At 71.7% G+C, this 24,641-nt stretch carries 20 protein-coding genes and 2 pseudogenes; 12 read left to right on the forward strand and 10 right to left on the reverse strand.

All coding sequences use genetic code 11. The annotated features are described in order from the left end of the window. Positions 1-92: 92 nt before the first annotated feature. From ABZ070_RS12125 to ABZ070_RS12140, 4 genes are all read right to left on the reverse strand, one after another. A complete protein-coding gene (locus tag ABZ070_RS12125) occupies positions 93-1,187 on the reverse strand; it encodes a DUF5925 domain-containing protein (RefSeq protein ID WP_356632658.1) in 1,095 nt (364 codons plus the stop codon). Between the two features lie 125 nt (positions 1,188-1,312). Continuing rightward, positions 1,313-2,107: a polysaccharide deacetylase family protein gene (locus tag ABZ070_RS12130; protein WP_356632660.1), complete on the reverse strand. Its 795-nt coding sequence runs from the start codon at positions 2,105-2,107 to the stop codon at positions 1,313-1,315. Further along, positions 2,104-3,117, reverse strand: coding sequence for a glycosyltransferase family 2 protein (locus tag ABZ070_RS12135; protein ID WP_356632662.1), 1,014 nt, complete (start codon positions 3,115-3,117; stop codon positions 2,104-2,106). The genes ABZ070_RS12130 and ABZ070_RS12135 overlap by 4 nt, the downstream gene beginning before the upstream one ends. Continuing rightward, positions 3,114-3,947, reverse strand: coding sequence for a glycosyltransferase family 2 protein (locus tag ABZ070_RS12140; protein WP_356632664.1), 834 nt, complete (start codon positions 3,945-3,947; stop codon positions 3,114-3,116). Before ABZ070_RS12140 ends, ABZ070_RS12135 begins: the two co-directional genes overlap by 4 nt. A 492-nt stretch (positions 3,948-4,439) precedes the next feature. Here ABZ070_RS12140 and ABZ070_RS12145 point away from each other — a divergent pair, with 492 nt between their 5' ends. Beyond that, positions 4,440-5,249, forward strand: a complete 810-nt coding sequence (locus ABZ070_RS12145; RefSeq protein WP_356632666.1) for an SGNH/GDSL hydrolase family protein — start codon at positions 4,440-4,442, stop codon at positions 5,247-5,249. A 137-nt stretch (positions 5,250-5,386) separates the two neighbouring features. Here ABZ070_RS12145 and ABZ070_RS12150 read toward each other — a convergent pair whose 3' ends face one another. Next, positions 5,387-6,388, reverse strand: coding sequence for a serine/threonine-protein kinase (locus tag ABZ070_RS12150; RefSeq protein ID WP_356632668.1), 1,002 nt, complete (start codon positions 6,386-6,388; stop codon positions 5,387-5,389). Between the two features lie 282 nt (positions 6,389-6,670). Here ABZ070_RS12150 and ABZ070_RS12155 point away from each other — a divergent pair, with 282 nt between their 5' ends. Next, on the forward strand, positions 6,671-6,934 hold the full coding sequence (locus ABZ070_RS12155; RefSeq protein WP_356632670.1) for a hypothetical protein: 264 nt from the start codon (positions 6,671-6,673) through the stop codon (positions 6,932-6,934). A 60-nt stretch (positions 6,935-6,994) separates the two neighbouring features. Here ABZ070_RS12155 and ABZ070_RS12160 read toward each other — a convergent pair whose 3' ends face one another. After that, positions 6,995-8,191 carry a CaiB/BaiF CoA-transferase family protein gene (locus tag ABZ070_RS12160; RefSeq protein ID WP_356632672.1) on the reverse strand — a complete coding sequence of 399 codons (1,197 nt, stop codon included), beginning with the start codon at positions 8,189-8,191 and terminating at the stop codon, positions 6,995-6,997. A 70-nt stretch (positions 8,192-8,261) separates the two neighbouring features. Further along, positions 8,262-8,705 (reverse strand): annotated as a pseudogene (locus ABZ070_RS12165) (ABC transporter permease); the annotation flags it as partial. On the opposite strand from ABZ070_RS12165, the pseudogene ABZ070_RS12170 reads away from it, so the two are divergent. Continuing rightward, positions 8,701-8,988: pseudogene (locus ABZ070_RS12170) on the forward strand (TetR/AcrR family transcriptional regulator); the annotation flags it as partial. The pseudogenes ABZ070_RS12165 and ABZ070_RS12170 sit on opposite strands and share 5 nt — an antisense overlap. A gap of 22 nt (positions 8,989-9,010) precedes the next feature. Here the strand turns inward: ABZ070_RS12170 and ABZ070_RS12175 are convergent. The 3 genes from ABZ070_RS12175 to hmgA all read right to left on the reverse strand — a co-directional run bounded on the left by ABZ070_RS12175 (position 9,011) and on the right by hmgA (position 12,583). Then, positions 9,011-10,207: a type ISP restriction/modification enzyme gene (locus ABZ070_RS12175; protein WP_356632674.1), complete on the reverse strand. Its 1,197-nt coding sequence runs from the start codon at positions 10,205-10,207 to the stop codon at positions 9,011-9,013. Between the two features lie 242 nt (positions 10,208-10,449). Next, positions 10,450-11,202, reverse strand: a complete 753-nt coding sequence (locus tag ABZ070_RS12180) for a GntR family transcriptional regulator (RefSeq protein WP_356632676.1) — start codon at positions 11,200-11,202, stop codon at positions 10,450-10,452. Between the two features lie 28 nt (positions 11,203-11,230). After that, complete coding sequence (hmgA, locus tag ABZ070_RS12185) at positions 11,231-12,583, reverse strand: homogentisate 1,2-dioxygenase (RefSeq protein WP_356632678.1); 1,353 nt, start codon at positions 12,581-12,583, stop codon at positions 11,231-11,233. 203 nt (positions 12,584-12,786) lie between these two features. On the opposite strand from hmgA, the gene ABZ070_RS12190 reads away from it, so the two are divergent. The 9 genes from ABZ070_RS12190 (at position 12,787) to ABZ070_RS12230 (ending at position 24,544) form a co-directional block, all read left to right on the forward strand. After that, positions 12,787-13,362, forward strand: a complete 576-nt coding sequence (locus ABZ070_RS12190; protein ID WP_356632680.1) for a TetR/AcrR family transcriptional regulator — start codon at positions 12,787-12,789, stop codon at positions 13,360-13,362. Positions 13,363-13,521: 159 nt separating this feature from the next. After that, the gene (locus tag ABZ070_RS12195) at positions 13,522-15,783 is read left to right on the forward strand and encodes a molybdopterin oxidoreductase family protein (RefSeq protein ID WP_356632682.1); all 2,262 of its coding nucleotides are present in this window, start codon (positions 13,522-13,524) and stop codon (positions 15,781-15,783) included. Positions 15,784-15,915: 132 nt separating this feature from the next. Continuing rightward, on the forward strand, positions 15,916-17,325 hold the full coding sequence (locus tag ABZ070_RS12200) for a citrate:proton symporter (RefSeq protein ID WP_356632684.1): 1,410 nt from the start codon (positions 15,916-15,918) through the stop codon (positions 17,323-17,325). Continuing rightward, entirely contained in the window at positions 17,325-18,599 is a 1,275-nt protein-coding gene (locus tag ABZ070_RS12205; RefSeq protein ID WP_356632686.1) for an MFS transporter, read from the forward strand. Before ABZ070_RS12200 ends, ABZ070_RS12205 begins: the two co-directional genes overlap by 1 nt. A gap of 118 nt (positions 18,600-18,717) precedes the next feature. Continuing rightward, entirely contained in the window at positions 18,718-19,437 is a 720-nt protein-coding gene (locus ABZ070_RS12210) for a hypothetical protein (RefSeq protein ID WP_356632688.1), read from the forward strand. 307 nt (positions 19,438-19,744) lie between these two features. Next, entirely contained in the window at positions 19,745-20,383 is a 639-nt protein-coding gene (locus tag ABZ070_RS12215; protein WP_356632737.1) for a class F sortase, read from the forward strand. A 190-nt stretch (positions 20,384-20,573) separates the two neighbouring features. After that, positions 20,574-21,905: an ABC transporter ATP-binding protein gene (locus ABZ070_RS12220; protein ID WP_356632690.1), complete on the forward strand. Its 1,332-nt coding sequence runs from the start codon at positions 20,574-20,576 to the stop codon at positions 21,903-21,905. A gap of 138 nt (positions 21,906-22,043) precedes the next feature. Continuing rightward, the gene (locus ABZ070_RS12225) at positions 22,044-23,438 is read left to right on the forward strand and encodes an aldehyde dehydrogenase family protein (protein ID WP_356632692.1); all 1,395 of its coding nucleotides are present in this window, start codon (positions 22,044-22,046) and stop codon (positions 23,436-23,438) included. 26 nt (positions 23,439-23,464) lie between these two features. Continuing rightward, a complete protein-coding gene (locus ABZ070_RS12230; protein WP_356632694.1) occupies positions 23,465-24,544 on the forward strand; it encodes a Zn-dependent alcohol dehydrogenase in 1,080 nt (359 codons plus the stop codon). Positions 24,545-24,641: the final 97 nt, after the last annotated feature.

Below are 24,641 nucleotides of genomic sequence, written 5' to 3' on the forward strand. Positions count from 1 at the left end.
GTCAGCCCGTCCGGCGTTTGAGGACACCGCGCGAAGCGCGGTACGGGGCCCGGGGCTTGCCCCGGTATCGGGAAGGGGCGGGTAGGGGAACGTCACAAGTACAGCCCCGCGTCCTCGCCCCCTTGCTGCGACGGGACCGACGCCGGAGGCGTGCCGCGGCGGAGGGCGTAGAGCTCCGCCAGCGTCGCGCCCTCGCGGCTCACGCCCTCGTCCGTGCCGAGCCAGGACACGGCCTCGCGACGGGTGAGCGGGCCGACCTCGATGCGGGCCAGGCAGCGGCCGGGGCGGACGACCGCGGGGTGGAGGCGTTCCAGGTCCTCGTTGGTGGTGACGCCCACCAGGACGTTGCGTCCCTGCCCGAGCAGGCCGTCCGTCAGGTTGAGCAGACGGGACAGGGCCTGGCCCGCGGTGTGTTTCGCCTCGCCGCGGATCAGCTCGTCGCAGTCCTCGAGCAGCAGCAGCCGCCAGCGCCCCTTGGACGTGCCCTCGTCCTCGCCGATCGCGATGTCCATCAGGTAGCCCACGTCGTTGAAGAGCCGCTCAGGGTCCAGGACGCAGTCCACCTGGCACCAGTCGCGCCACGAGCGCGCCAGCGTCCGCAACGCGGACGTCTTGCCCGTGCCGGGCGGACCGTGGAGGAGCAGCAGCCGGCCCGCGATGTCGTCCGGTGTCACCTTCATCAGCCGGTCCATCGCGTCGGCGACGGGCGCGGTGTAGTTGGCCCGGACCTCCTCCCACGTCCCGGCGGCGATCTGGCGTGTGGTGCGGTGCGGGCCGCGGCGCGGGGAGACGTACCAGAAACCCATGGTGACGTTCGTCGGCTGCGGTTCCGGTTCGTCGGCCGCGCCGTCGGTCGCCTCCTTGAGGATCGTCTCGGCGAGTTCGGAGCTGACGGCCGTGACGGTGATGTCCGCGCCGCGGTTCCAGCGGGAGATCAGCATGGTCCAGCCGTCGCCCTCGGCGAGTGTCGCGCTCCGGTCGTCGTCCCGGGCGGAGCGGAGCACGGTGGCGGTGGGCGGCAGCATCGACGCGCCGGGCCTGACGCGCTCGATGCTGGAGCTGTGGGAGTACGGCTGCTCGCCCGTCGCGAAGCGGCCGAGGAACAGCGCGTCGACGACGTCCGAGGGCGAATCGCTGTCGTCGACGTTGAGCCGGATCGGCAGAGCGTCCTGAGGGTTGGCAGACATGCGCCCATGATCCGGCACGGTCCCCGCCGCCGCACCGTGTTTTGCCCGGTGCGGCGGCGGGCCGGTGCTCAGCGGCGCAGGCGGCGCGCCCGGTCCTCGCGGCGCAGGTGGCGGCGGCCGGGTGCTCAGCGGCGGACCCGCGTCAGCGCCTTTCTGGCCCGGCGCACCACGGAGTAGCCCTTGGTGAGGGCCCGGTCCCTGGCGAAGTTTCTCGTGAGGGCCCGCCCTTCGACGAGCCGTTCGAACTCGGCCGCTGCCGTACCGCGCCGCACCGTCAGTCGCCGCAACGCGTACGGACCCTGCCGGCGGGCCGCCTGGGCGTTGCCGACGGCGAGGGACTGGGCGAATCCGGCCGTGCGCACGGCACCGCGCACCCGCCGGTCCGAGTATCCGTACGGGTAGGCGAACGAGACAGGAGGGGTTCCCAGTTCCTGGGCGATGACGTCCCTGCAGTGTGTGGTCTCGTACGCGAGGCGCTGGTCGTCCAGTTGGTCGAGCTCGGGGTGGGTATGGGCGTGACCTCCGATCTCCGTGCCTGCCGCGGCCAGTTCCCGCACCTGCTGCCAGTCGAGCATCGTGTCGAGCGCGCCGCCCTCGTCGTGTGCGCCCCGCAGCCAGCCGGTCGAGACGAACACGGTGGCGCGGAAGCCGTGTTCGGCGAGGACGGGGAGGGCGTGGCTGTGCACGCCCTCGTAGCCGTCGTCGAACGTGATGAGCACCGGCCGGACCGGCAGCGTCCGGTGTCCGCCGGACCGCCAGGCCTCGCCCAGGTGCGTGGTGGTCACGGGCGTGAACCCGCGCTCCGCCAGTACTGCCATCTGTTCGGCGAAGGCGCGAGGTGAGACCGACAGGCCGTATGCGGCCGGAGCCGGCCGGTCCCCGACGGCGTGGTACATCAGGATGGGCACCGGTTCGTTCATGGCGCGGCCTTCGACGGGGTCGTCATGCCGGCGATCGGCCCCGAGGCGAACGTCACGCCGCCCCTGCGGACCCGCACAGTGCCCACCGCATAGCCGCCCGCGGCCGCTGCGGCACCCGCGACGATGGCGCCGGCCCGGCCCGCACCGCCGGCGCGCCCGAGCAGCGCGTCGCGCAGCCCGCGTACGACACCGGCGGGCAGGACGCGTGTGGTGTAGCGCCGTTCCGACTCGAGCCCTTTGCCCGCCCCGACGCTCCGGGCGACGAGCGCTTTGGACAGTCCTTCCGCGTAGCTGCGGGTGCGGAAGTACCCGAACCGTTCGCGGTCCGGTGGGACCTTGTGGTGGATGACGGCGCGGTCGTCGATCAGCAGCACCGCGTCCGGCTGGGCCTGGGCGAGCCGGATGCACAGTTCGGTCTCCTCGCAGCCCAGCGGCCTCCGGTCGCCGTCGCGTCCGATCCCGGTGGCGAAGCCGCCGGCGGCGTCGAACGCGGCACGCCGGAAGGAGGCGTTGCCGCCCAGGACGTTGCGCACCCGGACCTTGCCGGGCGGCAGCCCTCGGTACGTGCAGCCGACGACCCAGTCGAACTCCTCGGGGAACCAGGGCGGCCTGCGGCCCGAGGCCCACGCGGGCAGGGTGCGCCCGCCGACGGCCATGACGCGCTCGTCGTCGTAGGCCTCGGCGAAGTACCGCAGCCAGTCGCGTGCGGCCACGGCGTCGTCGTCGAGGAAGGCGACGAACTCGCCGCGGGCCGCGGCGATCCCGGTGTTGCGGCCCGCGGAGAGGCCGCGGGGGCCCGCGTTGGCGAGCACCCGCACCTCCTCCCTCTCGTACCGGCCGCGCAACCGCCCGAGCAGCGCCGGGTTGTGGTCGACCACCAGCAGTGTCTCCAGAGGCGGCAGCGACTGGTGGCGCACCGAGTCGACCGCCGCGAGGATGTCCTCCCAGCGGTCCTCGGTGTACGCGCAGATCACCACGGAGAAGCCGCGGTTCTCATGGGTCGGGCTCAAGACACCTCTCCGCGCTGTGCCGTGACGCCGACGGGCGCGGGCCGTCTGCGCGCTGCCCGCCGTACGCCCTTCTCCGAGAGGATCACCCGCAGCACCCGCAGTCCGTCGCGCACGGCCCGCAGATTGCTGACGCCGTGGATGCGGAGGTACTCGTGGCTGGGGACCTCCTGGACCCGCAGTCCGGCCTTGACCACCCGGATGTTCATCAGGGTCTCTATCTCGAAGCCGGTGCAGTCCAGGTCGATCTCGTCGAGGCAGTGCTTCCAGAAGGCGTTGTAGCCGTAGCAGAGGTCCGTGTAGCGGGCGCCGAACTTGGCGTTGACGACGGCACACAGGACCCGGTTGCCCAGTCTGCGCACCGCGGTCATGTCGTCCGTGCAACCACCGTTCGCGAACCGCGAGCCCTTGGCGAAGTCGGCTCCGGAGACCAGGGCGGACACATAGGAGACGATCTCCTGGCCGTCGGCGGATCCGTCCGCGTCGACCATTACGATAATGTCGCCGGTGCAGGCGGCGAATCCGCTGATGAGGGCGTCGCCCTTGCCCTTGCCGAGCTGCTGGACGATCTTGACGCCGGGCCACAGGTCGCGGGCGACGTCGACGGTGCCGTCGGTGGAGTTCCCGTCGACGAGCACCACTTCGTGGATCCAGTCGGGCAGGCTCTTGAAGACGTACGGGAGGTTCTCCGCCTCGTTCATCGCGGGGATCACCACGCTCACGGGCGGGGTGATGGCGAGGTGCGAGGAGATGGGTCTGTATCTGATGGCCACGCGGGCGGCTTCGCTCACCGGATCTTGCCCCGGAGCGGCCGAGTGCAGGACTGAGCTCATGAGCGTTCGTTCCCTCTCCACCGGTGGACCGCCCTCCCACGGGCGGTCCGGATGAGTGTCCGGTTCGAAAGGGGGGTTCTACTCATCCGCCCATGACGAAGCGCCGCTCCGTGCTGGGTGGTTGAGCCGGCATTACTGGCCGTGCGGTCCACGGCCCGACGTGATCGCGAGCGCGGGAACGAGCACGGCCCCCCCCCTGCCGTATCACCCGTCCGGAGTCCATCGCGGTGCCGATGCCCTCCCCTGAGCCGCTTGTGCGTGATGGGCCGGTGCGGGTGGATGTACGACGGTATTGATGGTTGGGACTGTATGACAAGACCGCCTCGGAGAGCCCCACTTTTGAGTGTTTGTGACGCTGAATCAGCGTTGGCTGCGGTACTGCCCCAAGTGCCCCACTGACTCGTCAGTAACAATTCTTGGCATGGACACTTCCGGTGAACTCTGTCCGCTGCTACGAAAGTTGAGGCAGAGATCCTGCTAAAGGGAGGTTCCATGAATCTGTCCCGAGTCGCGGCATTCTCATCCTCACTCCTCCTCGGCGCTGTCCTCGCTCTCGCTGGAGCGGGCCCGGCGCAGGCCGACACCACCGCCCAGTCCCTGGACTACGTCGCTCTCGGCGACTCCTACTCCTCAGGAGTGGGAGCCGGCAGCTACGACAGCTCGAGCGGCAACTGCAAGCGCAGCACCCGGGCCTACCCGAGGCTCTGGGCCAACGCCAATTCACCCTCGTCGTTCGCGTTCACCGCTTGCTCCGGCGCCCGCACGGGTGATGTCACGGCGGGTCAGCTCGGACCGCTCAACTCCTCCACCGACCTCGTATCCATCACCATCGGCGGCAACGACGCGGGCTTCGCCGACGTCATGACCACGTGTGTCCTGCAGTCGGAGGCCACCTGCGTCAACCGCGTCGCACAGGCCAAGGCGTACGTCGACTCGACCCTGCCCGGAAAGCTCGACCAGGTGTACTCGGCGATCAGCGCCAAGGCCCCCTCGGCCCAGGTCGTCGTCCTCGGCTATCCCCGTTTCTACAAGCTGAGCGGCAGCTGCATCGCCGGCCTGACGGAGAACGAACGGGCCGCCATCAACGGCGCCGCCGACTACCTCAACGCGGCGATCGCCAAGCGCGCGGCCGATCACGGGTACGCCTTCGCGAGCGTCGTGGGGACCTTCACCGGACATGAGATCTGCTCCGGTTCGTCCTGGCTGCACAGTGTCAACTGGCTCAACATCGGCGAGTCGTACCACCCGACGGCGTCCGGCCAGTCCGGCGGCTACCTGCCCGTGTTCGCGTCGAACGCCTGACGCGCGTAGCTCCGTCGCACCCTGCCACGACCGGGATCGGCCCCCCGCACGTTCCGGTCGTGGCTCTTCCGGCTTCGGGCACGCACAGATGTCCGATCCGGGGTCGGTCGCCGTGCCCGATCTCCGCCGGACAGGGACTAAGCGCCCGCCAGCGCCCAGACCAGGGCCACGAGGAACAGCAGCAGCAGGGCAACCCCCACGGCCAGCACTGTCGTGGCCCGCCGGGAGTCGTCGTCCTGCCCGGTGGTCTCCGCCACCACAGTCCCGGCCCTCGCCGAGGCTGCGGCCGGCTCCCGGACGTGCTCGGGGCCCGTGCGGCGGGAGTCCGTCGAGGGCGACGCGGTCGCCGGCGCGTCCGTCCGAGCCGCGCCGCCGGAGCTCGCCAGGCGCAGCAGGTGCTCCGCTTCCGCGGCGTCCATCCGGTCCGACGGATTGCGGTGCAGCAGTCCGGTGACCACCGTTTCCAGCACGTCGGCGCCGCCCCGTGACGGATGCGTCGCCGCCGGGTCGCGGTCCGCGCCGAACGCGGAGCGCCCCTGTGTCGCCGCGTGCAGCAGCGCCCCCAGGGACCAGAGGTCCGAGTCCGGGCCCGGATCGCGGCCCCCCACCGTCTCCGGGGCGCCGAACGCGGGGGAGTCGCGCGCCGTCAGGGTGCCGAAGTCGGTGACCATCACCCGGCCGTCGTTGGCGATGAGCACGCTCGACGGCTTCACGTCCCGGTGCAGTACCCCGGCGGCGTGCGCCACTCGCAGAGCGGCCAGGACCTCCGCCCCGATGTGCGCGGCGCGGCGCGGCGGCAGCGGCCCTTCCGCTTCGAGGACGTCCGCGAGGGTGAGGCCGCGCACCAGTTCCATCACGATCCAGGGCCGGCCACCCTCGGTGGCCACGTCATGGACGGCGACCACGTTCCGGTGCGAGACGCGGCCTGCGGCGCGCGCCGCGTTCTCCAGGTGTTCGTACAGCCGGCGCGTGTCCGCGGGGCCGAGTGACTTGGGCGCCCGGACCTCCTTGATCGCGACGTCGCGGGTCAGCACCTCGTCGCGGGCCAGCCAGAGCACGCCCCCGCCGTCCTCGCCCAGCAGGCTCACCAGCCTGTAGCGCTCCGCGATCAGCCGTACCGTTCCCGGCACTTCGCTCATGGCGAGCCCCCTGTCCGCAATCAGCGCCGCAACACGGTGAAAACCCCTCCAAGCTAGCTCAACTCATGGTGTTTGAAGCTTCTCTGAGTGGTCATCAGTACGACGGAGTCCGGAAATCGCATGCACGCTGTCCAACTCGCCCTGGAAGTAGCCATATTCGGAGAGTAATCGTCAACCCGCGTACGGGTGTGGTGAATCATGCGGGCGGGATACACGGGTGTCCCGGCGGGGAGATAGGGTTAACCTGCCCGGGCCGGGTGCCTCGTACGGGTGGGGAGTGACATGGAACAGATAACAGTGCGCAGCAGGGCACGAGTGCCTGCCATCACATGCGGGAGCGGAGCGACCAGTTCGCGTCTCGACCGCCACCTGTCGGTGCTCGGCGGTCCCGTCGTGCCGCAGGGTGAGTCGGCCGAAGCGACGCTGCTGATGCGTGAACTGACCTCCCGTGATGCGGCGCACAGCCGCAGGAGCAAGAGCGCGCGTGTCTCGCTCTTCGCACCGCTGCGGCGGCTGCGGCGCTCGCTCTTCGGCAGTCGCGGCTGACCCGGCCCCGGCCGCACCACCCACCGGCCCCACGCGTCGGGACGACCGCGCCCACCCCGCTCAGGCGACCACACCGTCCCGGCGCAGTACCGCAACGGCTTCATCCGTCATCCCCATGGCCCGAAGCAGCGCATCGGTGTGCTCTCCGAGACCGGGAATCGACCCCATTCGCGCCGGCTCCCCGCCCGGCAGCGTGATCGGGGGAAGCATGGCCCGCAGCGGTCCCGCCGGTGACCCGATCTCGCGCCACCGGTCCCGTGCCGCCAGCTGCGGATGCCCTGCCACGTCCGCCACGGTGTTGAGCCGTGCGCACGCGATACCCGCCGCCTCCAGCCGCGCGACCGCCTCGTGCGCGTCCAGTCCCGCCAGCGCCTTGGCGACCACGGCGTCCGTCCGCGCGCGGTTCGCCGTACGGGCCGTGTTGGTGGCGAACTCCGGATCGTGGGCCAGCTCCGGCCGTTCCAGGACGTGTTCGGCGAGCCGCCGCCACTCGCGGTCGTTCTGGACGGACAGCAGCACCTGACCCCCGTCGGCGGTGGCGTATGCGTCGTACGGGGCGATGACGGCGTGCGCGAGACCAGTGCGCGCCGGTGCTTCGCCGCCGTGCATCCCGTGGTGCAGAGGATGCCCCATCCACTCGGCCAGGGACTCCAGCATCGAGATCTCCACGGGCCCGCCGCGCCCCGTCGTGCCGCGCCGCAGCAGCGCTGCCAGTACGCCGGAGAAGGCGTACATCGCCGCGGCGATGTCGGCCGCCGGGATGCCCGCCTTCACGGGCTGCTCGGCGGTCCCCGTCACGGACACAAGGCCGGCCTCGCACTGCACGAGCATGTCGTACGCCCGCTTGTGCGCGTACGGGCCCTCGGAGCCGTAGCCGGAGATGTCGACGGCGACCAGCCTCGGATGGGCGGCGGACAGGGTGGCGGCGTCCAGGCCGAGCCGGGCCGCCGCGCCCTGGGCCAGGTTCTGCACGAACACGTCGGTGTCGGCGACGAGCCGGTGCACGATGTCGAGGCCACGTGGGTCCTTGAGATCCACGGCAATGGACTCCTTGCCGCGGTTGCACCACACGAAGTGCGAGGCGAGGCCGCGGGCGGCCGTGTCGTAGCCGCGGGCGAAGTCCCCGCCGTCGGGGCGCTCCACCTTGATCACGCGGGCGCCGAGGTCGGCCAGCTGGCGGGTGGCGAACGGGGCGGAGACGGCCTGCTCGACGGCGACGACCGTGATGCCGTCCAGGGGCAGTGGCTGTTGGCTCATGACAGCGAGGCATATCGTGTACGTGCCACCTTTGTCACCACCCGGCCGTCACCACGGGTCGCGACGTGGGTCAGGAGCGGGTGTGTCTGCGAATCGCCAGAGGCACGCACACCGCCAGCAGCACCAGTGACCAGCCCACCGCCCCCGCGACCGGATGGGCGACGGGCCAGGCCGCGTCGGCCGCGGGAGCGTCGTTGCCGAACAGGTCGCGCACCGCGGCCGTGACCGCGGAGATCGGGTTCCACTCGGCGATCGTCCGCAGCCGGCCGGGCAGGCCGTCGGTCGGCATGTACGCGTTCGACAACAGGGGCAGCATGAACGTCGCGCCGCCCAGCTGACCGGCCGCCTCCTCGCTGCGCGAGGCGAGGCCGAGGAGGATGCCGACCCAGGTGGTCGCGAAGCGGAAGAGCAGCAGCAGTCCGAAGCCGCCCAGGGCCTCGAGCGCGCCGCCCTCGATCCGCCAGCCCATCGCGAACCCGACGAGCATCAACGGGACGAGCCCCACGCTGCTGGAAGGCCTGGACGCGCCGTCCGGCACGAAGATGGAGCTCATCGCGATGGTCAACGGCTCGGTGATGACCTATGTCGCGAACGAGCTCGCGATCGCGGAGCGGGCGCGTGCACTGCCGTGGTCGCAGGAACAGGAACAGGCGGTGCGGACGGAGTATCTGCGCCAGCGGGTGGGGTCGGGGCTGTATCCGCGGTTGGCCGAGGCCGTGGCGGAGGGGCCGGGGCCGGTGGACCCGGAGGAGGGGTTCGAACGGGTGCTGGGGCGGGTGCTCGACGCGTTCGCGTAGAGGAGGCCCGCTTCCCCGGAGGTCAAAGCAACGCGAACTGGCCGCCCGGGCCCTCCTCCTCGTGGTCGAGGACCGACGCCGGTCGCCGCAGGCTGCGCGGCGGCGGCAGGATCCCCGCGGACCGGAGCTCGTCGGCGAAGATCCGTGGACCCTCCGCCAACGCCTCCCTCCTCGGCTCCAGTTCCGCCAGCAGCGCCAGCACCGTGATCAGCTCCAGCAGTTCCGACGTCCACTCCTGGGGCCAGCTCGCGGGCCGCAGCGCTTCCAGAGTGCCGGGCTCCGCCGGGGCCGTGCGCTGTTCGAACCAGTGCTCCAGCACCCGTACACCGCTCAGTTCGAAGTGCCAGGCTTCGCCGGGCACCGGGGAGACGCGGCCGGTGCCGCCGATGACCAGGGCCTCGTCCTCGGGGTCGTAGCCGATCGAATCGGGCCGGGGCGGCAGCGCCGCGCGGACGTACGGCCTGCGTCCGCCGGGCATTCGCGGCCGCTCACCGCCCCGCGCGCCGCGCAGCATGACGCGGGTCATCTCCCGGCCCAGGGCCACCCCGGACGCCCAGACGTCCGCGTCGCCGGTCAGCGGTACCGCGCATCCGGCGGGGGAGGGCTGCGCGGCCGCCACCGCCCAGGCGGCCAACTCCTCGGCGCCCACCTCGTGTCCGTACCGTTCGCCGAGCAGGTCCGTCAGGCCGGGCGCGAGGTTGGGCTCGAGGCCCCCCGGCCGCCGGTACAGCGGCCGGACCCGGCCCGGACGCCCCTGACGGCCACCGGGTGAACGTCCGTCCGGGAGCAGTACGGAGACCGCCAGGCGCGGTCCGTGCTCGACGACAAACAGCTGCCGTTCGTCGAGCACCCGCCACACCTCGGGCCGCGCGACGTCGATCAGCCGGTGGTCCGCTATCAGCCACTGCTCGTCGAACGCGCCGTGCAGGACCCGTACGGGCTCGGGGCAGCGGCCGTTCTCCTTGGCGAAAGGTCCCGTGGCTGCCGACCGGCCGGGCAGCTGCGTCACGGCGCTGCGTTGGCTGCGCGCACGGGTCGGGCGGAACAGCGCGTCGCGCTCGTCCCCGACGGACCGTACGAGGGTGTTCCAGCGGGCCTTCAGCGACGCGGCGTCGGGGGCCATCACCCATTCCCGGCCGAGCCGCAGCGGAGCCACGGACCAGGGCATGAGGTCGTCGAGCAGCGGCACGTCCTCGGCGAGAGCAGTCACCGTCCGCATGCTAGTGCCCCTCCCGGGCAAGCTCTGCCCTGTCGCGCCGCCCATCACGCAGTCCCCCCCCAGCCCTTCGGGCGCGGGAGGTGCCCCCATGCTGCGTTGGCCAAAAGCCCTGGTAGCTCCGCTACAAGGACTCCGGCCCGCCTTGCGATCGCACGCATTGGGCGACGCTCCTCGACGGGCAAAGACTGCCGGTCACGGCACTGGCCAGGCGGCTCGGTCCGCCGCATCCGCGGTGCCGGAGCTCAGTCCGCCGCGTCCACGGTGACGGAGAAGGAGAACCGGTCACCGCGGTAGCGGATGCGCGCCACGTCGACGACCCGGCCGGACTCGTCGTACGTGACGCCGGTGTAGTGCAGGATCGGGCTCAGCAGCGGCACCCGCAGCAGCTCCGCGGTCCGTGGGTCCGCGAGCCGCGCCTCCACCGTGTCGGTGATCCGGCTGATCCGGACGCCGAGCGCGTCCCGCAGCACCTTCGTCATCGGCCACCGCTCCAGGTCCGCGGTGTCGAGACCGGCGGCGACATCCGGGTGGAGGGCGTTCTCCGCCCAGTTGGTGGGCTCGCCGCTCTCGCCGTCGCAGCGCAGCCGCCGGTACATCACGATCTCGGCTGCGCCCGGGAAGTGCTCCGCGAGCTCTCCGGGCACCGGCTCCGGGCCGTGGCCGAGGATCGTGGTGCGCTCGCCGGACTGCTGCGCGACGATCGCGTCGATCGAGCCCAGCAGCCGGCGGGGCGCACCGCGACGCGCCCCCGGTTCGATGAAGGTGCCGCGCCGCCGGTGCCGGCTGATCAGGCCCTCCTCCTCGAGCTCCTTGAGCGCCTGCCGCATGGTCAGGACGCTCACGCCGTAGTGCTGGGCGAGCTGCTCCTCGGTGGGCAGCCGCAGCGAAGCCTCGGGGCCTCGGCCCAGTATCGAGGCGCGCAGCGACTGCGAGACCTGGTACCACAGCGGCAGCTTGCGGTTCAGGACCAGCGAGTCGGGGGCGAAGGAGGTCACGGCATCTCCGTTACACGGCAAGTCTCCACTACGGCCTGAAGTGGCGCTCCAGACCCTGCCATACGTTGTCGTAGCCCTTCTGCAGATGGTCGGCGTCGGCCGCCTGACGGGTGGCGGTCACGGGCCAGCGGGTCTCGAACATGAACGCAAGCCCGTCGTCGATCTTCTGCGGCTTGAGTTCCGCGGCGCTCGCCGCCTCGAAGGTCTCCCGGTCGGGGCCGTGCGCGGACATCATGTTGTGCAGCGAGCCGCCGCCCGGCACGAAGCCCTCGGCCTTGGCGTCGTACGCGCCCTCGATGAGGCCCATGTACTCGCTCATCACATTGCGGTGGAAGTACGGCGGACGGAAGGTGTCCTCGCCGACCAGCCAGCGCGGCGCGAAGACGACGAAGTCGACGCCCGCGAGACCGGGGGTGTCCGACGGCGACGTGAGCACGGTGAAGATCGACGGGTCCGGGTGGTCGTACGAGATGGTGCCGATGACGTTGAAGCGGCGCAGGTCGTAGACGTAGGGGACGTGGTTGCCGTGCCAGGCGACCACGTCCAGGGGGGAGTGGTCGTAGGTCGCGGCCCACAGGTTGCCGCAGAACTTGTTGACCACCTCCATCGGGCCCTCGACGTCCTCGTAGGCGGCGACCGGGGCGAGGAAGTCACGGGCGTTCGCGAGGCCGTTCGCGCCGATGGGCCCGAGATCGGGGAGCTGGAAGGGCTGCCCGTAGTTCTCGCAGACGTAACCGCGGGCGGTCGGGCTCTCCCCGGCATCGGACGCGGTGTCCAGGAGCTCGACACGGAAACGGACGCCGCGCGGGATGAGGGCGATCTCGCCGGGCCGGGCCGGCAGCAGGCCGAACTCGGTGACGAGCAGCAGCCCGCCGCGTTCGGGGACGATCAGCAGCTCGCCGTCCGAGTTGCTGAACACGCGGTCCGTCATGGACGTATTGGCGTGGTAGAGGTGCACGGCCATGCCCGTGCGCTGGGTCGCGTCGCCGTTGCCGCCGAGTGTCCACAGACCGGCCAGCCAGTCGGTGCCGGGCGCGGGCTCGGGCAGCGGGTTCCAGCGGAGCCGGTTGGGGCCGGGCACGGTCTCGGTGAAGGGGGCGCTGCGCACATGGCCGTTGTCGATGCGGGTGAACGGGGGGTGCGCGGCGGACGGGCGGATGCGGTACAGCCAGGAGCGCCGGTTGTGCGCGCGGGGCTCGGTGAAGGCGGAACCGCTGAGCTGCTCCGCGTACAGGCCGAGGGGGGCGCGCTGGGGGGAGTTGCGCCCGTGGGGGAGTGCGCCGGGCACCGCCTCCGAGCTGTGCTCGTTGCCGAAGCCGGGGGAGAACGACTGGTCCGTCAGCCCCTCGACGATCTTCCGCGCCTGCTCGGTGCCGCTCATTGCCCGCTCCTGGTGCTGAAGGTCTCTGAAACCATTCCTATGGACAACCGTAGGATTGCAGGTCCGCCCGCCGACGGCAACGGAGCGGCATGATGGACCGCGTGTCCCGCGCCCGCACCCGCCCCGATACCCCACCCCCTGCCCCGTCCGCTTCCCCTGTGTCCTCCCCTTCTCCTGCCCATGCCCATCTCCGCCGTGCACCCGTGCAGCAGCGCAGTGCCGACCGGCTCGCCCGGATCCTGGACGCCTGCGCCGAAGTCCTGGACGAGGAGGGCTACGAAGAGCTGTCCACCCGCACCGTGGCGGCCAGAGCAGGTGTGCCGATCGGCTCCGTCTACCGCTTCTTCGGCAACAAGCGCGCCCTGGTCGAGGCCCTCGGCCGGCGCAATCTGGACAGCTTCGCCGAGCGCGTCGCCGGCCGGCTCCCCGCACTGCCCCCCGGTGACTGGCGGGGTGCGGTGGACGCCGTGCTCGACGAGTACCTGGCGATGAAGCGGACGGTGCCGGGTTTCGCCCTGGTCGACTTCGGCGCACAGCTACCGGTCGGCGCCCCCGCCGCCTGCGCCAACCACGAGGTCGCCGACCGGCTGACGGATCTGCTCGCGGCGCATCTGGGGCGCCCGGCGGATGTGGCGCTGAGGCGGACGGTCCTGGTGGCGGTGGAGGCGACGGACGCGCTGCTGCAACTTGCCTTCCGGGTGCTGCCGTCGGGCGACGAGGAGATCGTGGCCGAGACGCGCGAGCTGGTGCGGGCGTATCTGGCGCGGGTCTTCGACTGAGGGTCGCGAGGCTTCGGGCGGGGCCGGGCCGCCCGGCCCGGCCGGACAGGCGTGCGCCCGGCCCCGAACCCGTGCGCGATCGGGCTTCCCGGCGTGCATACCGGTCGGTATGCTCGGCCGGGCCAGCACCACGCCGCTGCCGCCGCCCGGGGAGGGCCCATGTCCCGCACCGCACCCGCCGCCCGTACGACACCCGCCCCGCCCGGCGCGCCCGCCGCGCAGGGTGCCCGTACCGCTCTGCGCATCTGCCCGCTGTGCGAAGCGACCTGCGGACTCACCCTCACCATCGAGGGCACCCGCGTGACCCGGGCCCGCGGTGACCGGGACGACGTCTTCAGCCGGGGCTTCATATGTCCGAAGGGCGCCTCGTTCGGTGAGCTCGACAGCGACCCGGACCGACTGCGCAGCCCGCTGGTCAGGGAGAACGGCGCGCTGCGGGAGGCGACCTGGGCGGAGGCTTTCGACCTGATCGCCGCACGCATCCGACCGCTGCTCGAGGAGCACGGACCGAACGCCGTCGGAGTCGTCCTCGGCAATCCCAACGTCCACACGATGGCCGGCGGCCTCTACCCGCCCGTCCTGCTCTCCGCACTGCGCACGCGGAACGTCTTCAGCGCCTCCACGCTGGACCAGATGCCCAAGCACGTGTCCAGCGGTCTGCTCTTCGGCAGTGCGATCGCCATCCCCGTCCCCGATCTGGACCGCACCGACCATCTGCTGCTCCTCGGCGCCAATCCCCTCGAGTCCAACGGGAGTCTGTGCACCGCCGCCGACTTCCCCGGCAAGCTCAAGGCGCTCCGCCGCCGCGGCGGCACCCTCACCGTCGTCGATCCCCGCCGCACCCGCACCGCGCAGCTCGCCGACCGGCACGTCGCCATCCGGCCCGGCACCGACGCGTTGCTGCTGGCCGCGCTCGCCCAGGTCCTCTTCGAGGAGGGGCTCACCGACCTCGGCCCGCTCGCCGAGCATGTCGAGGGCGTGGCCGAAGTCGAGGCCGCCGTCAAGGACTTCACCCCCGAGGCCGTCGCAGCGGCCTGCGACATGGACGCCGACGACATCCGGTCCATCGCCCGGGAACTGGCCGCCGCCCCCACCGCCGCCGTGTACGGGCGCATCGGCAGCTGCACCGTCGAGCACGGCACCCTGGCCAGCTGGCTCGTCGACGTCCTCAACATCCTGACGGGAAACCTGGACCGGCCCGGCGGCGCGCTCTTCCCGCTCGCCGCGACCGACCGGGCGCCGCGGCCGGCCGCTCCCGGCAAGGGCTTCGAGCTCGGCCGATGGTCCAGCAGGGTCAGCGGCCACCCCGAGGCCAAGGGCGAACTGCCGATCGCCGCGCTCGCCGAGGAGATCGAGACCCCGGGCGACGGCCGGATCCGTGCCGTCATCGCCATCGCCGCCAACCCGGTGCTCTCCGCCCCGGACGGCGACCGCCTCGACCGTGCCCTGGCCGGCCTCGACCTGATGGTCAGCGTCGACCCGTATCTCAACGAGACCTCACGCCACGCCGACGTCGTACTGCCCCCGCCGCCACCCGCCCAGAGCGCCCACTTCGACTTCGCGTTCAACGCCCTCGCCGTCCGCAACCAGGCCCGCTACTCACCGGCCGCCGTGCCCCTGGAAGCCGGACTGATGGACGAGTGCGAGATCCACGCCCGGCTTGTCCTCGCCGTCTCCGGGATGCACGGAGCCGAACCTTCCGCCGTCGATGACATGGTCATCCAGGGCGCCCTGGCCAAGGCGGTCGCCGACCCGCACTCGCCCCTCCACGGAGGGGACGCGGCCGAGCAGGCGCGCCTGCTGGCCGGCAGCAACGGGCCGGAGCGGCGGCTCGACCTGATGCTCCGCCTCGGCCCGTACGATCTGACCCTCGATGACCTGCGACAGGCGCCGCACGGCATCGACCTCGGCCCGCTCCAGCCTCGCATCCCGCAGATCCTCAAGACCCGCAGCGGGCGCGTCGAGCTGCTGCCCGGCCCGATCGCAGCCGATCTGCCGAGGCTGCGGGCGGCCCTCGACGAGCGGCCCACCGGCCTCGTCCTGGTCGGCCGCCGCCATCTGCGCTCCAACAACAGCTGGCTCCACAATGTGCCCGCCCTGAACGGCGGGTCCAACCGCTGCACGCTCCACATCCACCCCGACGACGCAGCCCGGCTGGGGATCGCCGACGGTGCCACCGTGCGCGTCACCGCGGACGGCGGTCATGTCGACGCCCCCGCGGAGATCACGGACACGGTCCGCACCGGTGTCGTGAGCCTGCCGCACGGCTGGGGACACGACCGGCCGGGCACCCGGCTGTCGGTGGCCTCGGAACGCGCCGGAGTCAACGTCAACCAACTGCTCGACGGCTCCCGGCTCGACCCCCTGTCGGGCACGGCGGTGCTCAACGGCTTCCCCGTCGAACTGACACCCCCGCGGTGACCTGGGGTTTTGCTCGTATTGCTCACAGGTCAACGTCTTGTTAACGGCAGATGGCGACACCTAACGTCATCCGGACCGCCCCGGTGGCAGCTCCTCCGGTGGGAGTTCAAGGATGAACGTTAGGTGTCCCCCATGCTGACAATCCTCGGCTTCGCCATGATCGCGACCTTCCTGGTCCTGATCATGATGAAGAAGATGTCGCCGATCGCGGCGCTGGTCCTCATCCCCGCACTCTTCTGCGTCGCCGTCGGCCAGGGTGCACAGCTCGGGGACTACGTCCTCGAAGGCGTGGGCAACCTCGCCCCCACGGCCGCGATGCTGATGTTCGCGATCGTCTACTTCGGAGTGATGATCGACGTCGGGCTGTTCGACCCGATCGTCCGGGCGATCCTGCGCTTCTGCAAGGCGGATCCGCTGCGCATCGTGATCGGTACGGCGGTGCTTGCCGCCATCGTCTCCCTGGACGGAGACGGCTCCACCACCTTCATGATCACCGTCTCGGCGATGTATCCGCTCTACAAGCGCCTGAAGATGAGCCTGGTCGTGCTGACCGGCATCGCCGCCACGGCGAACGGCGTCATGAACACCCTGCCCTGGGGCGGCCCCACCGCCCGTGCCGCCACCGCGCTCAAGCTGGACGCGGCCGACATCTTCGTCCCGATGATCCCCGCGCTCGGGGCAGGGCTCCTCTTCGTGCTCGTCCTCGCCTATGTCCTGGGACGGCGCGAGCGCAAGCGCCTCGGCCACCTCACCCTCGACGAGGTCCTCGAGCCGGAGACCGAAACGGTTCTCGTCAAGACCGGCGCCGGCGGCCAGGGCTCCGGCGGCAGGAGCGCCTCGTCCGGCGGCTCGGGCTCCGCGCCCGCCGAAGGCTCCGCGGCCGCGCAGGAGGACGGCGGATTCCAGGGCCTGGACCCGAACCGCCCCACCCTGCGCCCGAAGCTGTACTGGTTCAACGCGGGCCTCACCGTCGCCCTGCTCACGGCCATGATCATGGAGTTGCTGCCGATCCCGGTGCTGTTCCTGCTCGGCGCCGCCCTCGCCCTGACGGTCAACTTCCCCAAGATGGCCGACCAGAAGGCCCGGATCGCCGCGCACGCCGACAACGTCCTCAACGTCGCCGGCATGGTCTTCGCCGCCGCTGTCTTCACCGGCGTTCTCACGGGCACCGGCATGGTCGAGCACATGGCGGACTGGCTCGTCGGCGCGATCCCCGAGGGCATGGGCCCGCACATGGCCCTCGTCACCGGCGTACTGAGCCTGCCGCTCACGTACTTCATGTCGAACGACGGCTTCTACTTCGGTGTCCTGCCGGTCCTCGCGGAAGCCGGCGCCGCTCACGGGGTCTCCCCGCTGGAGATCGCCCGGGCCTCCCTGGTCGGTCAACCCCTCCACATGTCCAGCCCGCTCGTCCCCGCCGTCTACGTCCTCGTCGGTATGGCGAAGGTCGAGTTCGGCGACCACACCAGGTTCACCGTGAAGTGGGCGGCCCTCACCTGCCTGGTGGTGCTCGGGGCCGGGATCCTCTTCGGCATCATCTGATGGGCCGACTCTGGCTGCTGCGCCTCGTCATCGCCTTCTGCTTCGCGCAGGCGGCGGTGTCGATGGCGCGTCCGGCCGTCTCCTACCGGGCGCTGTCGCTCGGCGCCGACGAGCGGGCGATCGGCGTGATCGCCGGTGTGTACGCCCTGCTGCCGCTGTTCGCCGCCGTACCGCTGGGGCGCAGGACCGACCACGGGCGCTGCGCACCGCTGTTGCCCGCCGGCGTCCTGCTGATCGCCGGGGGCTGTGCGCTCAGCGGTCTGGCCAACTCACTTGTGGCGATCGCGGCGTGGAGCGGCGTGATGGGACTCGGTCACCTCTGCTTCGTCATCGGCGCCCAGTCGATCGTGGCCCGCCAGTCCGCCCCGGCCGAACAGGACCGCAACTTCGGGCACTTCACCATCGGCGCCTCCCTCGGTCAGCTGATCGGGCCGGTCGCCGCCGGCGCACTGATCGGTGACGACATGGCCCGTACGAGCGCCTTCGCGCTCGTCGTCTCCGCGGGCGTCGCCGTGGCGTCCTTCACCTCACTGTGGCGTATCGAGCGCCGACCGGCGGACGGCGGGGGAGGGACGAAGAAAGCCCCGACGAAGGTTCCGGTGCACCGCATACTGCGTACGCGTGGCGTTCCGGCGGGGATCTTCATCAGTCTCGCGGTCCTGTCGGCCACCGACATCCTCACCGCCTACCTCCCGGTGATCGGCGAGGACCGCGGCATCGCGCCCGCTGCCGTCGGGGCGCTGCTGAGCCTGCGGGCCGCCGCGACGATCGCCTGCCGGCTGGTGATGACGCCGATGATCCGCCTCCTCGGCCGTACGGCCCTGCTCGTCGTGACCTGTCTGCTCGGCGGACTGCTGTGTGCGGGCATCGCACTGCCGGTACCGGTGTGGGCGCTGGCCCTGATGCTGACGGCTCTCGGCTTCTGCCTGGGGGTCGGCCAGCCGCTGTCCATGACGACGGTGGTCCAGGCAGCCCCCGACCGGGCCCGCTCCACGGCCCTGGCGCTGCGCCTGACCGGCAACCGTCTGGGCCAGGTCGCCGCTCCCGCCTCCGCCGGACTGATCGCCGGTCTCGCCGGCACGGCCGCGCCCTTCGTGATGCTGGGCGCCCTGCTGCTCGGGTCGGCCGGGATCGCCGTACGGACGAGGCCGAACGGGCGACCGGGGCGCGCATCCGCCGAGGACGACGGAGCCGACGGGACCGGCCGGGACGGCCGGGCCGAGGGCACGGAAGAGGAGGGATCCCCCGGTCGGCATACAGGCCGTGTCCGCTAGTGGGGGCATTTCTGACGTCTTCTCAGCGTTTCAGCGCTTCTTCCTGCTGATTCCGTGACATCTAGTCAGCTGATCGCGTGATCAGTATGACAATCGGATCGGCTTGAAGGAGCCTCGCATGAGCACGACTGCACCTCTTCGCCTGCGCCGCACACGCACGGCGGCGGCGGCCCTCGCCGCTCTGTCCTGCGCCGGCATGACGCTGGCGGGGGCGTCGGCGGCCGTCGCCGCCCCCGGTGACAGCGGAGACCTCAAGATCCACAACTCCGGCGTCGAGCACTGGGACACCCGGGACGACATCAAGGGAGTCTGCAAGTTCAGCCTCAGCGCGTTCAACTTCGAGAGCCTGACGCAGGTCACCTGGACCATCAATCCGCAACCCCCGCAGGCCGCCGGGGCCACCCTGACGGACACCCTCGTGCTGATCGCCGGCCGGGGGCACACGGGTGAGTACTCGCTGCCCAATGGCGAGTACCTGCTCACCTGGACGGCACCGAGCGGTCCGAGGCAGAAGGTCTTCACCGTCGACTGCGACAAGTACGGCGACAAGCACGGCGCGAACGGCGGCGAGAACCAGCACGGCAAGGAGCAGGGCAAGGACAAGGACAAGGACAAGATCGAGGACGAGAAGGGAACGGACTGGGAGAAGGACGACAAGGGCTCGCCGCACGGCGCGGTGCCCGCGGGCGGCGGCGGCGCGGCCGCCGGCACCGGCGAGGGTAACGGGGACAACGGCTCGTCGGCCGGCGTGACCACCGCGCTGGTCACCGGTGCGGCCGGTGTGGCCGGACTGGTTCTCGTCCGACGGGCCCGCCGCCGCGCCCATGGCGCCGCGTAACGTCCGCAGTCGTCGCCGCCGACGCGGACCCAGCCGCGCCTGCCGTCTGACCATCACGCTCAGCGTGACGGCCACGCTGGTCACCGGCGTCGTCCGGGGGTGTGGGGACCCGCCCCCGGACGCGCCGGCGGTCACCGTCGCGGCCGACGTGTCGACGTCCCGAGTCGGTGCGCGGGCATCGTCGGAGGGGTCGAACAGGATCGACCTGCCCCCGCTCTTCCCGCGCACCGCGGGCCCGGACACACAACCTGCCGCCGCGACGCCGAAGCAACCGGCGGGCAATCCGGGGTCACCGTCCCCCGCCGGGTTGCCGTCCGGGTCCCTTGGGTCGCCGTCCGCGGCCGGGTTGCCGTCCGGGTCCCTGGGGTCGCCGTCCGCGGCCGGGTTGCCGCCCGGGAACCCGGGGCCGTCCCCGTCGGCCGCCCCCGGCCCGTCTCCCGCGCCCCGTAAGGCCACGCCCGTTCGGGGCGGCCACGCCCCACTGCCCCGTTCCGCCGCCAAGAAGCTCGCGATCCCCGCCATCACCATCGAGTCACCCGTGACGGGGCTGGGTCTCGACAAGCACCGTCGGCTCACGGCGCCTCCGGTGGACAACCCGCGACTCGTCGGCTGGTACCGCGGCGGGCCGTCCCCCGGCGAGGCGGGTACGGCTCTGCTGATCGGACACCGCGACACCAGGACCGGTCCCGCCATCTTCCTCAATCTCAACGCACTCAACCCGGGTGACAAGGTCAACGTCGTACGCGCGGACCGGCGGACGGCCGTGTTCACCGTCGACAAGGTGCGCACGTACAAGAAGGAGGCGTTCCCCGACACCGAGGTGTACGGCCACACGGGCCGGCCGGAATTGCGGCTGCTCACCTGCGGCGGCAGCTTCGACAAGAAGGCCGGCTACTCCGCCAACGTGGTCGTCTTCGCGCACCTCACGGACGTCAAGCAGCTGTGATGCACGCGGGGACGGTCCGCCACGGCGCGGCCGCCCCGCGGCCGGGCTGCCGTGCCGCCACAGCGGATCTCGCATGGTGGACACATGCGCAACAAGCGGCGCTTCGGCCTGCGCAATCCATTCCCCGACGGGACGAAGTGGGCTAGCTTCTGGCGACGCAGCTGCCCCTTCTCATCCCGGGCGGGACCCTATGACTCGCGCCATCACTCTGCACGACGTCAGCAAGAGATACGGCCGTGCTCCCCGCGCCGTCGACCGCTTCTCCCTCGGTATAGAACCGGGGGAGTTCCTCGTTCTGCTGGGCCCCTCCGGATGCGGCAAGTCGACGGTGCTGCGCATGATCGCCGGGCTCGAGGACATAACCGAGGGGGAGCTGCTGCTGGACGGGCAGTACGCCAACGACGTGCCGCCGCGCGAGCGCGACATGGCCATGGTCTTCCAGAACTTCGCGCTCTACCCGACCATGACCAACCGGCAGAACATCGGCTTCCCGCTGAAGCTGGAGAACCCGCGGGCCGACAGCAATCCACGCGTCGAGGCCACCGCCAGAATGCTCGGCATCGAGGACCTCCTCGACCGGTTCCCCGCCCAGCTCTCCGGCGGCGAACGCCAGCGGGTCGCGATGGGCAGGGCCATCTCGCGGCGGCCCTCCGTCTTCCTGATGGACGAGCCGCTCTCCAACCTCGACGCGAAGCTCCGCAACCACCTCCGGGCCGAGATCGCCCGGCTCACCGCGGAGTTGGGCGTGACGACGGTCTATGTCACCCACGACCAGGCGGAGGCGATGTCGCTGGGCGACCGGGTCGCGGTCATGCGCGGCGGGGTGCTCCAGCAGGTCGGCACTCCCCGGGAGACCTACGCCCTGCCGGCGAACGTCTTCGTCGCCGCGTTCATCGGCACGCCCCGCATCAATCTGCTGCAGGCCGTCGTCCACGCGCCGCTGGACGGCCGGATGTCCATCGACCTGGGCAGACAGCGCCTGCCGCTGCCCGAACCGCTCAGCCCCGACCACCAGTTGCTGCGCATCCAGCAGGGACGGCAGATCGTCGTGGGACTGCGCTCGGAGGCCGCCCGCATCGCGCCGCCCAGCCAGGCGCGCCCCGGCGAGGTCGCGCTGACCGGGCTCGTCGAGCACATGGAGTATCAGGGGCACGAGGCGCTGGTGCACTTCAACACCGGCTCCACGCCGGCCGTGGTCGCCGACCTCGAGTCGCCGCGGCCGAAGGCGCCGGCGCGGCGGCGGAAGGCCGCGGGCCCCGGAGTGCTCACCCGGCTCAAGGACCGGGCGATGGCCCAGGTCGGCGGAGCCGTCGCGGTGCTCGAGGAACCGGATCCGGTCCCCGCCCGTGAACAGCGGACCCTCGGCGCGAGCGACCTCGTCGTCCGTACCGGCCCGGACCTGCGGCTGCGGACGGGTGCGCAGGTGCCGCTGCTCGTCGACCTCGCGCACCTCTACGTCTTCGACCACCAGGGCCGCCGGATCTGCCCGGCCCCGATGGACCTGCCCGGCCTCGACGCGTAGCGCGTCCCCAGGGGGCGGGGCCGGACTGCCCGGCCTCGCCGCCCCCACGTAGCCTCCATCACGCCGGTTGCCCCTGGTGCCATAAAACTAACGGCGCTAGTTTGGGGTCCACACTACCGCGAGGCGTGGAGGAGAGCGATGAAGGCCCACGACGGGATGTACATCGGCGGCCAGTGGCGGCCCGCCGCGGCCAAGGACACGATCGCGGTCGTCAATCCGGCGGACGAAGACGTCATCGCGCATGTCCCGGCGGGCACCGCGAAGGACGTCGACGACGCCGTGCGCGCCGCCCGCGAGGCCCTCCCGGCCTGGGCCGCGACGCCGCCCGCCGAACGCGCGCAGCGGATCGCGGCACTCCGCGACGAACTCGGACGGCGGACGGAGGAGATCGCGGAGGCCGTCACCGCCGAACTCGGCGCGCCGCCGGCACTGGCCCTCGCGGTCCACGCGAGCCTGCCCGTGATGGTCGCCGGCTCCTACGCGGAGCTCGCCGGCTCGTACGCGTTCGAGGAGAAGATCGGCAACTCCACCGTGCTGATGGAGCCGGTCGGAGTCGTCGGGGCGATCACGCCCTGGAACTACCCCCTGCACCAGATCGTCGCCAAGGTGGCCCCCGCGCTCGCGGCCGGCTGCACGGTCGTTCTCAAGCCCGCGGAGGACACCCCGCTGACCGCGCAGCTCTTCGCGGAGGCCGTCCACGATGCGGGCGTGCCGGCGGGCGTCTTCAACCTCGTCACCGGTCTCGGACCCGTCGCCGGCCAGGCGCTCGCCGAGCACGAGGGTGTCGACCTGGTGTCCTTCACCGGCTCCACCGCCGTCGGCCGCAAGATCGGTGCGACAGCGGGCGGCGCCGTCAAGCGCGTTGCACTGGAGCTCGGCGGCAAGTCCGCCAACGTGATCCTGCCGAGCGCCGACCTGGCCAAGGCCGTGAACGTCGGCATCGCCAACGTGATGTCCAACTCCGGGCAGACCTGCAGCGCATGGACCCGGATGCTCGTGCACAAGGACCAGTACGACGAGGCCGTCGCCCTCGCCGCGGCCGCCGTCGCCAAGTACACCCCCGGCGACCGTGTCGGCCCGCTCGTCAACGCCAAGCAGCAGGAGCGGGTGCGCGGCTACATCGAGAAGGGCGTCGAGGAGGGCGCCCGGCTCGTCGCGGGCGGCCCGGACGCGCCGCTGGAGTCGGGCTACTACGTCAGCCCGACCGTCTTCGCCGACGTGACCCCCGACATGACCATCGCCCAGGAGGAGATCTTCGGCCCGGTCGTCTCGCTCCTCAAGTACGAGGACGAGGACGACGCCCTGGCCATCGCCAACGGCACCGTCTACGGCCTCGCGGGCGCGGTCTGGGCGGGCGACGAGTTGGAGGCGGTCGCCTTCGCCCGCCGGATGGACACCGGTCAGGTCGACATCAACGGCGGCCGCTTCAACCCGCTGGCCCCCTTTGGTGGTTACAAGCAGTCAGGCGTCGGCCGGGAACTCGGCCCGCACGGCCTCGCCGAGTATCTCCAGACCAAGTCCCTCCAGTTCTGACAGTTCTGAGCGTTAAGGAAACGATTGTGGTCCGTGCAGCCGTACTGCCCTCCGTCGGCGCTCCCCTCGAGATCACGGAGATCTCCCTGCCCGACCCCGGCCCCGGGCAGGTCCGCGTCAAGCTGGCCGCGGCCGGTGTGTGTCACTCCGACCTGTCCCTCTCCAACGGCACCATGCGGGTGCCCGTCCCCGCCGTCCTCGGCCACGAGGGCGCCGGCACGGTGCTCGCCGTCGGTGAGGGCGTCACCCATGTCGCCCCCGGCGACGGCGTCGTCCTCAACTGGGCGCCCTCCTGCGGTCTCTGCCACGCCTGCGTGACGGGCGAGGTGTGGCTCTGCGCCGACGCGCTGACCGGCGCGGGCCGGGTGCACGCCGTCACGAAGGACGGCACCGAACTCCATCCGGGCCTGAACGTCGCCGCCTTCGCCGAGGAGACGGTCGTCGCCGCGAACTGCGTGCTGCCCGTCCCCGACGGCGTGCCGCTCACCGACGCCGCGCTGCTGGGCTGCGCCGTCCTCACCGGCTACGGCGCCGTGCACAACGCCGCGCGGGTGCGCGAGGGTGAGTCCGTCGTGGTCTTCGGCGTCGGAGGGGTCGGCCTCGCCACCCTCCAGTCCGCGCGGATCGCCGGCGCCGGACCCGTCATCGCGGTCGACGTCTCCCCCGAGAAGGAGGAGCTGGCCCGGCGGGCCGGCGCGACCGACTACGTGGTGGCCTCCGACACCACCGCGAGGGAGGTCCGCGGGCTCACGGACAAGCGGGGCGCGGACGTGGCCATCGAGTGCGTGGGCCGCGCCGCGACGATCCGCACCGCCTGGGACTCCACCCGCCGCGGCGGCCGCACGGTGGTCGTCGGCATCGGCGGCAAGGACCAGCAGGTCACGTTCAACGCGCTCGAGCTCTTCCACTGGGGCCGGACCCTCTCCGGCTGCGTGTACGGCAACTCCGACCCCGCGCGCGACCTCCCGCTCCTCGCCGCCCACATCCGCGCGGGCCGCTTCGACCTGTCCGCCCTGGTGACCGACCGGATCGCCCTGGAGGACATCCCGGCGGCGTTCGGCGCCATGCGCGAAGGGAAGGGCGGCCGCGCTCTCGTGACGTTCTGACCTGCGGTCCCTGTAGAGCCCTACCGGCCGACGGACCCGTACCGCGCGCGATGCGCGGTACGGGTCCATGGCTTGCCCCGGTTCGGGAAGGGCCGGG

Source organism: Streptomyces sp. NPDC006283 (genome assembly GCF_040613325.1).
GTDB lineage: Bacteria > Actinomycetota > Actinomycetes > Streptomycetales > Streptomycetaceae > Streptomyces.